The organism is Pseudomonas sp. BIGb0381 (assembly GCF_024809815.1).
Classification (GTDB): domain Bacteria; phylum Pseudomonadota; class Gammaproteobacteria; order Pseudomonadales; family Pseudomonadaceae; genus Aquipseudomonas.
This window is the reverse complement of sequence record NZ_JANUEN010000001.1, coordinates 1271348-1286643: the sequence shown is the minus strand read 5'-3', so window position 1 is coordinate 1286643 and position 15296 is coordinate 1271348. Positions and strand designations below refer to the sequence as shown.

At 60.6% G+C, this 15296-nt stretch carries 14 protein-coding genes and 2 tRNA genes; 6 read left to right on the top strand and 10 right to left on the bottom strand.

The features are described from left to right. Positions 1-31: 31 nt before the first annotated feature. A tRNA-Asp gene (locus M2397_RS06135) sits at positions 32-108 on the bottom strand. A 19-nt stretch (positions 109-127) separates the two neighbouring features. Beyond that, positions 128-203: transfer RNA gene (locus tag M2397_RS06130), tRNA-Val, on the bottom strand. Positions 204-362: 159 nt separating this feature from the next. Here M2397_RS06130 and rdgC point away from each other — a divergent pair. From rdgC to sugE, 3 genes are all read left to right on the top strand, one after another. Beyond that, positions 363-1283, top strand: a complete 921-nt coding sequence (gene rdgC, locus M2397_RS06125) for a recombination-associated protein RdgC (RefSeq protein WP_027607105.1) — start codon at positions 363-365, stop codon at positions 1281-1283. 90 nt (positions 1284-1373) lie between these two features. Continuing rightward, positions 1374-2339: a bile acid:sodium symporter family protein gene (locus M2397_RS06120; RefSeq protein ID WP_131699168.1), complete on the top strand. Its 966-nt coding sequence runs from the start codon at positions 1374-1376 to the stop codon at positions 2337-2339. A 107-nt stretch (positions 2340-2446) separates the two neighbouring features. Continuing rightward, positions 2447-2761, top strand: a complete 315-nt coding sequence (gene sugE, locus M2397_RS06115; RefSeq protein ID WP_131699167.1) for a quaternary ammonium compound efflux SMR transporter SugE — start codon at positions 2447-2449, stop codon at positions 2759-2761. A 102-nt stretch (positions 2762-2863) separates the two neighbouring features. On the opposite strand, the gene M2397_RS06110 is transcribed toward sugE, so the two are convergent. The 3 genes from M2397_RS06110 to M2397_RS06100 all read right to left on the bottom strand — a co-directional run bounded on the left by M2397_RS06110 (position 2864) and on the right by M2397_RS06100 (position 7232). Then, positions 2864-4738: an MFS transporter gene (locus M2397_RS06110; protein WP_259242431.1), complete on the bottom strand. Its 1875-nt coding sequence runs from the start codon at positions 4736-4738 to the stop codon at positions 2864-2866. A gap of 57 nt (positions 4739-4795) precedes the next feature. Further along, a complete protein-coding gene (locus M2397_RS06105) occupies positions 4796-5944 on the bottom strand; it encodes a TDT family transporter (RefSeq protein ID WP_259242430.1) in 1149 nt (382 codons plus the stop codon). 88 nt (positions 5945-6032) lie between these two features. Then, positions 6033-7232, bottom strand: coding sequence for an MFS transporter (locus M2397_RS06100; RefSeq protein WP_259242429.1), 1200 nt, complete (start codon positions 7230-7232; stop codon positions 6033-6035). A 90-nt stretch (positions 7233-7322) separates the two neighbouring features. On the opposite strand from M2397_RS06100, the gene M2397_RS06095 reads away from it, so the two are divergent. Further along, positions 7323-7862, top strand: a complete 540-nt coding sequence (locus tag M2397_RS06095; RefSeq protein ID WP_131699163.1) for a TetR/AcrR family transcriptional regulator — start codon at positions 7323-7325, stop codon at positions 7860-7862. Positions 7863-7988: 126 nt separating this feature from the next. Here M2397_RS06095 and M2397_RS06090 read toward each other — a convergent pair whose 3' ends face one another. From M2397_RS06090 to M2397_RS06075, 4 genes are all read right to left on the bottom strand, one after another. Then, positions 7989-8768, bottom strand: a complete 780-nt coding sequence (locus M2397_RS06090; RefSeq protein ID WP_012723134.1) for an ABC transporter permease — start codon at positions 8766-8768, stop codon at positions 7989-7991. Then, entirely contained in the window at positions 8765-9697 is a 933-nt protein-coding gene (locus M2397_RS06085) for an ABC transporter ATP-binding protein (protein ID WP_131699162.1), read from the bottom strand. Before M2397_RS06085 ends, M2397_RS06090 begins: the two co-directional genes overlap by 4 nt. Positions 9698-9831: 134 nt before the next feature. Continuing rightward, positions 9832-10449 carry a glutathione S-transferase family protein gene (locus tag M2397_RS06080; RefSeq protein ID WP_167656170.1) on the bottom strand — a complete coding sequence of 206 codons (618 nt, stop codon included), beginning with the start codon at positions 10447-10449 and terminating at the stop codon, positions 9832-9834. A gap of 56 nt (positions 10450-10505) precedes the next feature. Then, positions 10506-11165 carry a transglutaminase family protein gene (locus M2397_RS06075; RefSeq protein WP_131699160.1) on the bottom strand — a complete coding sequence of 220 codons (660 nt, stop codon included), beginning with the start codon at positions 11163-11165 and terminating at the stop codon, positions 10506-10508. Positions 11166-11356: 191 nt separating this feature from the next. On the opposite strand from M2397_RS06075, the gene M2397_RS06070 reads away from it, so the two are divergent. Further along, a complete protein-coding gene (locus M2397_RS06070) occupies positions 11357-13804 on the top strand; it encodes an acyl-CoA dehydrogenase (RefSeq protein WP_259242428.1) in 2448 nt (815 codons plus the stop codon). A gap of 75 nt (positions 13805-13879) precedes the next feature. Beyond that, complete coding sequence (locus M2397_RS06065) at positions 13880-14287, top strand: PA2817 family protein (RefSeq protein ID WP_053128652.1); 408 nt, start codon at positions 13880-13882, stop codon at positions 14285-14287. Between the two features lie 69 nt (positions 14288-14356). Here M2397_RS06065 and M2397_RS06060 read toward each other — a convergent pair whose 3' ends face one another. Then, positions 14357-15289 carry a LysR family transcriptional regulator gene (locus M2397_RS06060; protein ID WP_145337986.1) on the bottom strand — a complete coding sequence of 311 codons (933 nt, stop codon included), beginning with the start codon at positions 15287-15289 and terminating at the stop codon, positions 14357-14359. Positions 15290-15296: the final 7 nt, after the last annotated feature.

Here is a 15296-nt window from a genome sequence, read left to right as displayed (position 1 = left end):
CCTGGCGTTCAGCGTTCCAAGTTACCGAATATGGCGCAGCGGACGGGACTCGAACCCGCGACCCCCGGCGTGACAGGCCGGTATTCTAACCGACTGAACTACCGCTGCGCGTAACACTTGAAGCGAATGGTGGGTGATGACGGGATCGAACCGCCGACCCTCTGCTTGTAAGGCAGATGCTCTCCCAGCTGAGCTAATCACCCTTCGTCTCGGTGTGGCGCGCATTCTACGGAGCGACCTTGGGTCTGGCAAGCACTTTCTTAAATCTTTTTTTTGAGGCCTTCCAATGGCTTAGGCAGGGTTGGCCTGAGGCGCTATCAAGAGAATAATGCCCCCCTTTGTATAAAGGAGAGACTCACCCCATGTGGTTCAAGAACCTGCTTATCTATCGCCTGACCCAAGATCTGCCTGTTGATGCCGAGGCGTTGGAAGCGGCCATGGCCACCAAACTGGCGCGCCCTTGTGCAAGCCAGGAGTTGACCACTTACGGTTTCGTCGCGCCTTTCGGTAAAGGCGAGGACGCTCCCCTGGTTCACGTCAGCGGTGACTTCCTGCTGATCGCCGCCCGCAAGGAAGAACGCATCCTGCCAGGTAGCGTGGTGCGTGATGCACTGAAAGAGAAAGTCGAAGAGATCGAAGCCGAGCAAATGCGCAAGGTCTATAAAAAGGAACGCGACCAGATCAAGGATGAAATCATCCAGGCCTTCCTGCCTCGCGCCTTTATTCGTCGTTCGTCGACCTTTGCCGCCATCGCGCCGAAACAGGGCCTGATCCTGGTGAACTCGGCCAGCCCGAAACGCGCCGAAGACCTGCTCTCCACCCTGCGTGAAGTGATCGGCACCCTGCCGGTTCGCCCGCTCACCGTGAAAACCGCGCCAACCGCCATCATGACCGACTGGGTCACCACCCAGAAACCGGCCGATGATTTCTTCGTCCTCGACGAATGCGAACTGCGCGACACCCACGAAGACGGCGGCATTGTGCGTTGCAAGCGTCAGGACCTGACCGGCGAAGAAATCCAGTTGCACCTGACCACCGGCAAAGTCGTGACCCAATTGTCCCTGGCCTGGCAGGACAAGCTGTCCTTCATGCTCGACGACAAGATGACCGTCAAGCGCCTGAAGTTCGAAGACCTGCTGCAAGACCAGGCAGAACAGGACGGTGGTGAAGAGGCGCTGGGCCAACTGGACGCCAGCTTTACCCTGATGATGCTGACCTTCGGCGACTTCCTGCCAGCGTTGATCGAAGCCCTCGGCGGCGAAGAAACCCCACAGGGCATTTAAGCCATGTGAAGATCAAAATGTGGGAGGGCTTGCCCTCTCCCACTTTTGACTGCATTTGCACTTCCAGAATCTAACAACAAGGACGCCCCCATGCGCGCACTCGCCGCCTTGAGCCGCTTCGTCGGCAATACCTTCGCCTACTGGGTGTTGATCTTCGCCGTCGTCGCGTTCTTCGAACCCAGCTGGTTCATCGGCCTGAAAAGCGCCATCGTGCCGCTGCTGGGCCTGGTGATGTTCGGCATGGGGCTGACCCTCAAACTTGAAGACTTCGCCGAAGTCGCTCGCCACCCGTGGCGTGTGGCCCTGGGTGTAGTCGCGCATTTTGTGATCATGCCTGGGGTGGCCTGGCTGCTGTGCCAGGCCTTTCACCTGCCGCCGGAAATTGCCGTCGGCGTGATCCTGGTCGGTTGCTGCCCAAGCGGCACCTCCTCCAACGTGATGACCTGGCTGGCCCGTGGCGACCTGGCGCTGTCGGTGGCCATCGCCGCCGTCACCACCCTCCTCGCCCCGCTGCTCACCCCGGCACTGATCTGGCTGTTGGCATCGGCCTGGTTGCCGGTGTCGTTCATGGAGTTGTTCTGGTCGATCCTGCAAGTGGTGCTGCTGCCGATCGTGCTCGGCGTGGTCGCGCAACGCCTGCTCGGCGAGCGGGTCCGCCACGCGGTGGACGTGCTGCCCCTGGTGTCGGTGGTCAGCATCGTGATCATCGTCGCTGCAGTAGTGGCGGCCAGCCAGGCGAAAATCGCCGAGTCGGGCCTGCTGATCATGGCCGTGGTGATGCTGCACAACAGCTTTGGCTACTTGCTGGGCTACTTCACCGGCCGCTTGTTCAAGTTGCCATTGGCCCAACGCAAGTCGTTGGCGCTGGAAGTAGGCATGCAGAACTCAGGGCTGGGTGCCGCGTTGGCCAGCGCGCACTTTTCACCGTTGGCGGCAGTGCCCAGTGCGTTGTTCAGTGTCTGGCACAATATTTCCGGGGCACTGCTGTCGACGTATTTCCGTCGCATGAGCGAGAAGGAAGACCGCCGCGTATTGGAGAACACGCCGCAAACTTGATCGAATGATCAATTTTCGGCACTCTACCGAGCTTCGCGGGGACGACCTCGCGACGCTGTCGAGGCGCACAACCCGGGGACGACCCCGCCTGAAAAAGCGAGGTCATCATGTCCTGGATCATTCTGTTTTTTGCCGGCCTGTTCGAAGTCGGCTGGGCCGTCGGCTTGAAGTACACCGACGGTTTCAGCAAGCCACTGCCCACTGTCCTGACGATTGCCGCCATGGCCATCAGCCTCGGCCTGCTGGGACTGGCCATGAAAGAACTGCCCCTGGGCACCGCCTATGCCATCTGGACCGGCGTGGGTGCCGTGGGCACCGTGATCGCCGGGATTGTCCTGTTCGGGGAGTCCATGGCGTTGTTTCGGTTGGCCAGTGTGGCGTTGATCATTTGCGGGCTTGTTGGGCTTAAGATCAGCGCTTAGGCCGCTACCGCCATCGGGGGCAAGCCCCCTCCCACATTTGACCGAGCTGTCTAGTGTGGAAGGAAGCTTGCCCCCGATGAGGCCAGTACATCCAGCACAGAACTACCTGACACTCCCCCGCAAAACACCAACCACCGCCTGCAACTGCGCAGGCGTAGCCGCGTCCACAGCAACAGGCTCGCCCGCCACCAACACCACCCGCGACCAGATTCGATGAAGGAAGCCCTTATTCGGATCGCGGCTGAAGAAACTCCCCCACAACCCCTGCAACGCCATCGGAATCACCGGCACCGGCGTCTCTTCCAGAATGCGCGTCACGCCACCGCGGAACTCGTTCATCTCGCCATCACTGGTCAGCTTGCCTTCCGGGAAGATGCACACCAACTCCCCGTCCTTCAGGTATTGGGCAATGCGCGTGAAGGCCTTTTCGTAGATCTGAATATCTTCGTTGCGCCCGGCAATCGGAATCGCCCCGGCGGTGCGGAAGATAAAGTTCAGCACCGGCAACCGGTAGATCTTGTAGTACATGACAAAACGAATCGGCCGACGCACCGCGCCACCAATCAACAGTGCATCGACAAACGAAACATGGTTGCACACCAGCAAGGCTGCGCCTTCGTCCGGAATCAGGTCGAGGTTGCGATGCTCCACGCGGTACATGGAGTGGCTGAGCAGCCAGATCATGAAGCGCATGGTGAACTCGGGGACGATCCGGAAGATGTAGGTGTTGACGGCGATGTTGAGCAGCGAGACCACCAGGAACAGCTCGGGGATCGACAACTTGGCCACGCTCAGCAGCAGGATCGACACAATCGCCGACACCACCATGAACAGCGCGTTGAGAATGTTGTTGGCGGCGATCACACGCGCCCGCTCGTTCTCGGCGGTACGCGACTGGATCAGCGCGTACAGAGGCACGATATAGAAACCGCCGAACACACCCAGGCCAAGGATATCGAACAACACCCACCAGGCTTGGCCATAGCTGAGCACCGCGAGCCAATCATTCGCTTGAACGTTCTGTGGAAAGCCGCCGGAATGCCACCACAGCAGCAGGCCGAACACCGTCAGGCCGAACGAGCCAAACGGCACCAGGCCGATTTCCACCTTACGCCCGGAGAGTTTTTCACAGAGCATCGAGCCCAGGGCGATGCCCACCGAAAACACCGTGAGGATCAGGGTGACCACGGTTTCATCGCCGTACAACCACTCCTTGGCGTAGGCCGGGATCTGTGTCAGGTAGATCGCGCCGACAAACCAGAACCATGAGTTGCCGACAATCGAGCGCGACACCGCCGGCGTCTGCCCCAGGCCCATGCGCAGCGTGGCCCAGGACTGCGTGAAGATATTCCAATCCAGGCGCAGCTGCGGCGTCGATGCCGCCGCCCGTGGAATACTGCGGCTGGCCAGGTACCCCAGCACTGCCACGCCGACAATCGCCACCGCCACGATCGGCGCGTAATGGGTGGACGACATCATGATTCCGGCGCCAATGGTGCCGGCGAGGATGGCCAGGAACGTGCCCATCTCCACCAAGCCGTTGCCACCTACCAGCTCGTCTTCGTGCAGGGCCTGGGGCATGATCGAGTACTTCACCGGACCGAACAGTGCCGAGTGGGTACCCATGGCAAACAACGCCAGCAGCATCAATTCCAAATGGTTGAACAGGAAGCCTGTGGCACCGACGGCCATGATCAAGATCTCGCCGATCTTGATCGCGCGGATCAACGCATCCTTGTTGAATTTTTCGCCAAACTGTCCGGCCAGCGCCGAGAACAGGAAGAACGGCAGGATAAACAGCAAGGCGCACAGGTTGACCCAAATGGTGCGGTCACCGTCGATGGTGAGCTTGTAGAGAATCGCCAGGATCAGCGATTGCTTGAAGATGTTGTCGTTGAAAGCGCCCAGCAACTGGGTGATGAAAAACGGCAGGAAGCGCCGTGTGCGCAGCAAGGTGAATTGTGAGGGGTGGCTCATCGTCCGTGTTCCTGCGTGGCCTAATAGTTATCAGGCCACGACTTTACCTAACTCCGCCTACTTATTCCCTAGTCCTGCAATGCACGGCGAAACAAAAAGCTCACCTTTATAGGCGCCCTGCACAGTGCGCTTGGCCACGATCAGCCACATCAGCGCCAACGCCGCCACCAGCACGCTACCAAACACATTAAAGAAACCCAGATGCAACAGGCTCGCCAGCTTCAGCGTGGCCAGGGCGTAAACGCCCAACGGGAAGGTAAAGCCCCACCAGCCCAGGTTGAACGGAATACCGCCGCGCAGGTAACGCAGGGTGATCAATACCGCGATCAGCATCCACCATAAGCCGAAGCCCCACAGGGTGATACCTGCAACCAGGCCGAGACCATTGGCCATTTCCCCCACGCCAGGCAAGCCATTGGCGGCAAAGATCGCTGGTGCATCGCCGCCCAGCAACAACATGCCCAGGGCACCGGTACCGATCGGACCCAGCGCCAGCCAGCTCGACGCGGCCATATTGGCATGGGGCAGTTTGTGCAGGGCCATGCGCAACATCAGGATCGTCAGGATACTGAACGCCACCGGCAGCGAAAACGCCCACAACACGTAGCTGGTCACCAGCATCACCAATTGCGAGTGAGCGTCCGCCAGGTGCGGCGCGAGCAAGCCACCGCTGGCTGCCGCAACTTCTGCTGCAACCACCGGCAGCAGCCACACGGCGGTCATCTGGTCGATGCTGTGTTCCTGGCGGGTGAACATCATGAAGGGGATGAGCACACCGCAGGCCAGGGCCATCGCCACATCCAGCCACCACAGGGCTTCGGCCAGCGGGATCACGTCGCCGCCCCAACGCGGCAGGCCAAACAGCAGCAAGCCATTGAGAATGGTCGCCAGGCCCATGGGAATGGTACCGAAGAACATAGAGACCGTGGAGTGCCCGAAGATCCGCCGCGCCTCGTGGAAAAACATCAACCAACGCGCGGCATACAAGGCACTGAACAGGATAAACAGGCCGATGGTGAACCACCACAGCCCTTCGGCAATGGCATGCAAACCTGGCAGGTTGACCGGCCATTGCGCCAGGGCCAACGCCAGTACACCGGTGCCCATGGTCGCGGCGAACCAGTTGGGGGTGAACTGACGAATCACTTCCCGAGGGCGGGTCAGGTGACTGAAGGGTTTGTAACTGATGCTCGTCGAGCAGGTCATGATGGCAATCCTCTTCCTCGCATGAGGTTAAGACCATGGTAGAACCTGATCGAATATCTATATAACGGGTAATATCTCTAACTGTTATCTACTTTGCAGATATACAGGCCGCCTTGGACTTTGCCGAATCCTGCAGCAGCAAAGCGACCAACGCCCCGAGGGCCAGCAGGATGAGGACTGCGCCGTACCCGTCGGTGGTGGCGATCAGGCCAAAGCTGCGAATCAGGTTGCCCGCCAGCAGCGAAGGCAAGCAAAACGCCAAATAACTCAGCACATAGAATGCCGACATCAAGCCTGCCCGTTCATGGGGCAAGGCCAGTGGCACCACACTGCGCAATGCGCCGAGAAAGCCGGCGCCGAAGCCGCTGCCGGCGATCAACGTGGCGATAAAAAACAGCGGCAGGCTGGCGCTGTGCACTGCCGTGAGGATCAGCGCCACCCCCACAGCCAACAGCGTCGCGCCCAGGCGCAGGACCTTACTGGCCGGGCGGTTGCGCAGGGTGAAGATCATCAGCGCCCCGCTCAACGTCAGCACCGCCACCAGGCCGCCGCCGATAAGGTTCGACGTAGAGCCTGTGGCCGCTCGCACCAGCGACGGCGCCAGGGACAAGTAAAAGCCCCCCATCGCCCACACCGCCACGTCCACCGGCAGCGACAACCACAACGCTCGACGCGCCTGGGGCGGCACATGCAGCGTTGGGCGCAGCGATGCCACTGCACCGGGAATGCGAACAACGGATTCCGGCAGGCGCCATACATACAGCGCCTGCACCAGCATCAGCGCCAGCAGCGTCCAGTAGATCAACTGCGTCGGCAGCGGCGCGAACTCCGCCAGCACACTGCTGCCCATCGCACCGCACGCCATGCCCAGCAGAGGCGCCACACTGTTGACCAGCGGGCCCTGTTGGCGGTCGGTGTCGAGCAATGCCGCGCCCAGCACCGCCGTGGCCATGCCGGTGGCAAACCCTTGCACGGTACGCGCGGCGATCAGCCAAGCCACGCTGCCTTCATTGATGAACAGCAGCATCGCCAGCATATTCAGGACCAACGCAGTAAAAATCACTGGCTTGCGTCCCAGGTGGTCCGACAGCGAGCCCACGGTCAACAGCGCCGCCAACAGGCTCAAGGCGTACACGCCAAAAATCAACGTGAGCATGCCTGCCGAAAAATGCAGCCCCTCCTGATACAGGTGATACAACGGTGTCGGCGCACTGGAAGCCGCGAGAAACGTCAGCAACGTGACCGCGAGGAACACCAGGCTGGACCGATGAGAAGTGAGGCTAGACATGGGCACGCTCCGCTAAAGCTAATATTTTGCTTTTGCGGAGTGTGCTACCCGCCAGCGCTTAAAGCAAATTCTTTGTGTTAAGGTCGCCGCATGGCGATAAAAGAAGGCCTCCGCCCGGGGGGCCGCAGTGCCCGGGTACAAGAATCGGTCCATTCGGCCGTACGTGATTTGCTCGACGCCCATGAGCGCTCCAGTGTCACGGTGCCGATGATTGCCGCGCGCGCAGGCGTCACGCCCTCGACCATCTACCGGCGCTGGGGCGACCTCTCGGTGCTGCTCGCGGATGTGGCCCTGGCGCGGATGCGCCCCGACAGCGAACCCGCCAACACCGGCAGCCTGCGTGGCGACTTACGGGCGTGGGCCGAGCAATATCTGGATGAGATGAGTTCGGAGCCGGGCCGCAACATGATGCGCGATCTGCAATGCAGCGTGACGCCGGGCTACTGCGTGAGCATCTTGAGTGGGCAGTTTCAGGCGATTGTCGATCGTTATCCGGACCAGGCACCACCGAGCGTGGACCACTTGATCAATCTGCTCGCGGCGCCGACGGTGTTTCGTATTCTGTTCTCAACCGAGCCACTGCAAGTTGAAGAACTGCACGCGCTGATCGAGCTGGCACTGAAGGCCTGAAGACCTGACACAAAACCAAATGTGGGAGGGGGCTTGCTCCCGATTGCGGTATGTCAGTCAGCTTATCTGTAGCTGACACATCGCAATCGGGAGCAAGCCCCCTCCCACATTTTTCTACCGCGCTTATCAGGTACGCATCCCGCGCCCGCTCACCAGCAGCTTCGCGCAACCGATATACAACACCACCGTCGCCACCAGCATGAAGGTGATCGCCACGCTGATCTTGATATCCGACACACCCAGGATGCCGTAGCGGAAGGCGTTGACCATGTGCAGCACCGGGTTGGCCAGCGACACGGTCTGCCAGAACGGCGGCAGCAAGGTGATGGAGTAGAACACCCCGCCCAGGTAGGTCAGCGGCGTCAGTACGAAGGTCGGGATGATCGAAATATCATCGAAGTTGCGTGCGAACACGGCGTTGATAAACCCCAACAGCGAGAAGATCGTCGCCGTCAGCACCACCACCAGAATGGTGACCCCGAGGTGATGCACCTGCAGGTGGGTGAAGAACAGCGACAGCAGCGTCACGATCACGCCCACCATCAAGCCGCGCAATACGCCACCCAAGGTGTAGCCGATCAGGATGGTGTGCGGCGACACCGGCGAGACCATCAGCTCTTCGATGGAGCGCTGGAACTTGCTGCCGAAGAAACTGGAGACCACGTTGCCGTAGGAGTTGGTGATCACTGACATCATGATCAGGCCCGGCACGATGTACTCCATATAGGTGAAACCACCCATATCGCCGATCTGGCGGCCGATCAGGTTACCGAAGATCACGAAGTACAACACCATGGTGATCGCCGGCGGCAGCAGGGTCTGCGGCCAGATCCGGGTAAAGCGCTTCACTTCGCGGTAGACGATGGTCTGCAGCGCGACGAGGTTGGGTTGCAGCTCAGAACTCATACCGCCACCTTCGTCAGATTTTTCTCCACCAGGGACACGAACAACTCCTCAAGGCGATTGGTTTTATTACGCAGGCTCAGCACTTCGATGTTCTGGGTCGCCAACTGGGTGAACAACGCAGTGATGCCCATGGCTTTATCCACCTGGACCTCCAGAGTGTGGCTGTCCACCAGGCGGCTGGGGTAGCCAAGCAGTTGCGGCGCTGCCGACAGGTTGTTCTTCAGGTCAAGCAGGAAGGTCTCCACATGCAACTGGCCCAGCAGGTTACGCATGCTGGTGTTCTCGACGATGGTGCCGTGGTCGATGATGCCGATATTGCGGCACAACTGCTCAGCCTCTTCCAGGTAGTGGGTGGTGAGGATGATGGTGATGCCCTTCTCGTTCAGCTCGGTGAGGAAGGTCCACATCGAGCGACGCAGTTCGATGTCCACGCCAGCGGTGGGTTCATCGAGGATCAACAGGCGCGGCTCATGCACCAGTGCGCGGGCAATCATCAGGCGACGCTTCATGCCGCCGGACAGCGAGCGGGACGGTACGTCGCGCTTGTCCCACAGGCCCAGCTGAGTCAGGTACTGCTCGGCGCGCTCCTTGGCGATTTTCGCCGGGATGCCGTAGTAACCAGCCTGGGTCACGACGATGTCGAAAGTCTTTTCAAACTGGTTGAAGTTGAATTCCTGGGGCACCACACCGATGGAACGCTTGAGCGCCGCCGGGGATTTGTCCAGGTCGTGGCCGAAGATATTCACCGTGCCGCTGGTCTTATTGACCAAGGTGGAGAGGATACCGATGGTGGTGGATTTGCCAGCGCCGTTGGGGCCGAGCAAGGCGAAGAAGTCACCTTCGGCAACGTCCAGATCGATACCGCTCAGGGCCTGGAAACCGTTGCCGTAGGTTTTGGTTAGCTGCCGGATGGACAGAGCAGAACTCATATCGGAATACGCACCAAAGAAGGGAATAGAAAGAGTAGATGAGGGCGCAGCGCACGTAGTTCAACGGCGGCGCATGACGGGCATGGTGCTTGCCCGCGCCGCACAAGTACAGTCACCTGTATTAATAGTCAGTATTAAGTCAACGCGGTCATGACCGCTTTGCGGTAGGCCGGGCGTTGTTGCAGGCGCTGGTACCAGGCCTCCAGATGGGGCATCGAAGGGCGTTCGATGGGCATCTCGAACCAGGCGTAGATAAAGCAGCCCAGGGGAATATCACCGATGCCGAAGGTGTCGCCCGACAGGTAAGGCTGGTGGGCCAATGCGCTGTCCACGGTGCTCAGTGCATCGATACAGGCCTGACGCCCAGCGTTGATGCTGTCCCAGTTCCGCTTTTCCTCCGGGGTGCGCACAACGCCCCAGAACACAGCCTTGAACGGTTCGGCGAGGGTCGAGGTGGTCCAGTCCATCCATTTCTCGGCGCTGGCACGCACTTGCAGGTCGCTCGGGTAAAACGCCGACGCGTGCTTGGCGCAGAGGTAGCGCACGATGGTGTTGGACTCCCACAACACAAAGTCGCCGTCCTCGATCATCGGCACCCGGCCATTCGGGTTCAATGCCCGGTATTGCGGCGTATCGACCACACCAAAAGCCCCGCCCGCATCAATTGCCTCATAGTCCAGGCCGAGTTCCTCGGCGCACCACAGTGCTTTCCTGACGTTTGATGAATTTTTACGACCCCAGATTTTCAGCATGACCGCGCCTTTTTATTGATGAACATGGCTGGATGAACGCAGCAGCATACGCCGGTTCACGCGCGGCTTAAATCGCTCTGCAGGTCGCCCAACAGGGTCGGCATCTGTTCGGCAAACAGGTGGGGGTAACATTTCTCCAGGTGGGCGAAGAAGAAATCCTCGGGCACATCGGGGAACTGCCCGTGGTCCACCACGTATTCCATCGAGCGCTGCCCCTGACGGTTGAACGCGTGGAATACGCTGTCGTTAATCCCATCAAAGTCCAGCGGCGGTACGTCGAACATTTCGCACAACTGCTGGTTGAACGCCGGAGTGGCTTTGACCCAGCGGCCCCGCAGGTACAACTCCGTGTATCCATGCATGGCGAACACATCACTCTTGAGCAACGCGACCAGGCGCGGCGTCGACAGGTGGTTGCGCACATCCGCCAGGCCGATGCGCGCCGGGATGCCACAGTGGCGGGCGCAGGCGGCGAGCAAGGTGGCCTTGGGCACGCAATAGCTTTCGCCAGCGGCCAGGGCAAAGCTGGCGCTCAGGGTGTCGGGGTCACGGCTGAAGGTGTAGGGGTTGTAGCGAATCGCCTCACGCACGGCGTAATAGAGACTGACCGCCTGGTCACATAAGTCCGCGCTGGGACCACGATGTTTTTCGGCGAACTCCACCACCGCTGGGTGGTCACTATCGATGAAGCGGCTGGGACTCAGGTACGTATCCATGAGCTTGATCTCCGAGGGAAGCCTGGAGTTTAACGACAGGTCTGCCATAGAGATAACGACGAATCGGCCAAATGTCGGCGCCTGATGCCAGGTGTCCCCAGTACAACTTGTAACACCCTGATCACCTCGCTTGTTCGGATGCCGACTAAGCTTCCTGGTGGTTTCGCCCCTGGTTTCACGGAGGATTGAATATGCTGTTGTTGTGGATACTGGTTCTGGTGGTCGGCATTGCCTACCTGGCACATCGCCGCGTCGCCCCCCTGCCCGCCCTGGGCGTGGTCGCCGTTTACCTGCTGGCGATGGGTGCCTGGAGCCACGCACCGGGTTGGCTGCTGCTGATTTTCTGGGTGTTGATCGCTGTCGTGGCCGCGCCCCTGCTGTTGCCGGACCTGCGCCGCCAATACTTCACCAAGCCGCTGTTCAGCTGGTTCCAGAAAGTCTTGCCGCCGATGTCCGAGACCGAGCGCGACGCGATCGACGCCGGCACCGTGTGGTGGGACGGCGAACTCTTCAGCGGTCGCCCCGACTGGGACAAGTTGCTGGCCTATCCCAAGGTCAAACTGACCGAAGAAGAACAGGCATTTATCGACGGCCCCACCGAAGAACTCTGCGCCATGGTCAGCGACTGGGAAATCGGCCAGGCCATGGACTTGCCGCCTGCCGCGTGGGAGCACATCAAGACCCACGGTTTCTTCGCCCTGATCATTCCCAAGGAATATGGCGGCAAAGGCTTCTCAGCTTATGCTCACTCCCAGGTCGCGATGAAACTCGCCACCCGCAGCGGCGACCTGGCCTCCACCGTGATGGTGCCTAACTCCCTCGGTCCGGCCGAACTGCTGCTGCACTACGGCACCGACGAACAACGCAACCACTACCTGCCGCGCCTGGCGCGTGGCGATGACATTCCCTGCTTCGCCCTCACCGGCCCGCTGGCCGGCTCCGATGCAGGCGCCATGCCTGACACAGGCGTGATCTGCAAAGGCGAATGGGAAGGCAAGGAAACCCTCGGCCTGCGCCTGAACTGGGAAAAACGCTACATCACCCTTGGCCCGGTCGCGACCCTGCTGGGCCTGGCCTTCAAGGCCCACGACCCCGACCACCTGCTGGGTGAAGAAGAAGACCTGGGCATCAGCCTTGCGCTGATCCCTACCGACACCCCCGGCGTGGAAATCGGCCGTCGCCACCTGCCCCTCGGCGCCGCGTTCATGAACGGCCCGAACTCCGGCAAGGACGTGTTCATCCCCCTGGAGTACCTCATCGGCGGCCAGGAAATGCTCGGCAAAGGCTGGATGATGCTGATGAACTGCCTGTCGGTAGGCCGTTCGATCTCCCTGCCCGCCGTGGGCACCGGCGCGGCCAAGTTCACCAGCCTGGTGACCGGCCAATATGCCCAGGTACGCGAACAGTTCAACGTACCGCTGTCGGCTTTCGAAGGTATCCAGGAAGCCCTGGCCCGCATCGGCGGCAACGCCTGGCTGATGGACAGCGCGCGCATGCTCACCGCCAATGCCGTGGACCTCGGCGAAAAACCCTCGGTGCTGTCGGCGATCCTCAAGTACCACCTGACCGAACGCGGCCGCGAGTGCATCAGCCACGCCATGGACGTGCATGGCGGCAAGGGCATCATCATGGGCCCGAACAACTACCTGGGCCGCAGCTGGCAGGGCGCGCCGATCTTCATCACCGTGGAAGGCGCAAATATTCTCTCGCGCAACCTGATGATCTTCGGCCAGGGTGCCATCCGCTGCCATCCGTTCGTGCTCAAGGAAATGGCGCTGGCCGGTCGTGAAGACCACGATCAGGCACTGAAGGAGTTCGACGGGCTGCTGATGCAACACATTGGTTTTGCCGTGAGCAATGCCGCCAGCACCCTGGTGCTGAACCTCGGCGTGGGGCACTTCGAGAAAGCCCCGGGCAACCGTTTGAGCCAGGGTTATTTCCGCGCCTTGAACCGCCAGGCTGCCGCATTCGCGCTGCTGGCGGACCTGAGCATGATGCTGCTGGGTGGCGAGTTGAAACGCCGCGAACGCCTGTCGGCACGCCTCGGTGACGTGCTGAGCCATATGTACCTGGCATCGGCGGCACTCAAGCGTTACCACGACCTGGATTCGCCGGATCACCTGGAACCGCTGTTCGCCTGGGCCATGGAAGAAAGCCTCGGCGAGTCCGAGCGTGCGCTGGATGAACTGCTGACCAACTTCCCGAATAAAGTGCTGGGCTGCCTGCTGCGGGTGATTGTGTTCCCGTTCGGGCGCCGCCATACCGGCCCGTCCGATGCACTGGATGCCGAAGTGGCCGCGGTGATTGGTCGCGCCAAAGGCGACCCGACCCTGGAAGAACTGCTTGCCGGCTGCTACCGCCCGCAAGCGGCAGAAGATCCGGTGGGCGCACTGCAACATGCCTACGACCTGCTGGGTGCCAGCCACCCGCTGCAGAAAAAACTGCACGCCGCGCTCAAAAGCGGCCAGGTCAAACCGGCTGCCGGCGAACATGCCATCGACGCCGCGCTGCATGCCGGTGTGCTGCAACCTGCAGAAGCGCAAACCTTGCGTGACGCTGAAGCGGCACGGCGCAAGGTGATCGACGTGGATGATTTCAGCAAGGAAGAGCTGGTACACGCTGAAGGTAAAGTCCGCTGAGTCCGGCGGTCATATAAAAACGGGCGCGAGAGGCATATACTCTCGCGCCCGTTTTTGCTTTAGAGGACTTATCTCGTGTCCAACGTCGTTGCCGATCATCTCGTCTTGCTCGACCACCTGCGCAGCATCCTGGTTGCCGTCGGCGAAGCCGAACAGGTGCCCGAGGAAAGCCACACCCTGTTCCTGGAGCGCTTCGACGAACTGCGCGCCCTGCTGCCAATCGACCCGATCGAAAGCCAGTACCTGGGCCAGGACCTGATGAGCCAGGTCATCCTGCGCTACCCGCAGATCGCCCACCTCGTCCCGCGCGACCTGCTGTGGTTCTTCGGCGGCGATTGCCTGCACTTCATGCCTGATGAAGAACTGGACCTGTACCAGGCCCTGGAAGAGCGTCGCTTTGAAGCCGAACAGAACGAGGAACCGTTCGACTGGAACCAGGAAAAGCAACTGCTGGCCATGCCGCAAGACCAAAGCAAACACTGATTGCTCAAGACACTGCACAACTGAATGCGGGAGGGAGCAGGCCCTCCTCCCACATTTTCGACGGCGCGCCTATCGACGGCGCAATGTCGGCTCCCTCGCCATGCACTCCACCAGATAATCGATAAACACCCGCAGCTTCGGCGGCAAGTAGCGCGTGGGCGAATGCAACAACCACGCCTCGCCATGGTAGGACGCAATAAAATCCCACGCGGGCAACACCTGTACCAACCGCCCCTCCTCCAACGCATGACGCGCGGTGAAATATGGCAAGCTGCCAATCCCCACATGCTGCAACACCGCATCCAGCCGTACGCCGGTATGGTTCGCCGCATAACGTCCACGCACGCCGACCGTCACCGCCTTGCCGCCCTGGCGGAATTTCCAGCGCGAATCCCCCGGGGTTTCACCGAGATAGATGCAACTGTGCGCCAGCAAATCGTGGGGATGCTCCGGCGCACCATGCTCGGCTAGATACTGCGGCGTGGCACAGAGTAAATGCTCAATTGGCAATAACTGCCGCCCCACCAGGCCCGGCGGCGGGCTGTCGGTGATACGGATGCTGAGGTCGACATTGTCGTCGATCATGTCCACATGCCGGTCCTCAAGGATCAATTGCACATCCACCTTGGGATAACGCCGCAGAAACTCCGGCATATGCGGGTGCACCACAAACCGCCCCACCGCCTTCGGCACACTGACCCGCACCAGGCCTTCGGCCTCATGGGTGAACTGGCCGCTGATTTCCATCACTGAGCGCGCCGCGCTGACCATCTCCTGGCAGCGCTTGAAAACCTCCTCACCGGCTTCACTCAGGCGCAATTTGCGTGTGGTGCGTTGCATCAAACGGGTAGCCAGGGCCTTTTCCAGGCGCGAGATGCTACGGCTCACCGCCGACGGCGAAACGCTCAACTGCCGAGCCGCTCCGGAGAAGCTGCCGGTTTCTACTACCTTGACGAAAATCGCCATTTCACCCAGCAGCGACAAAGGAAGATTGATGCTCATGACGCAC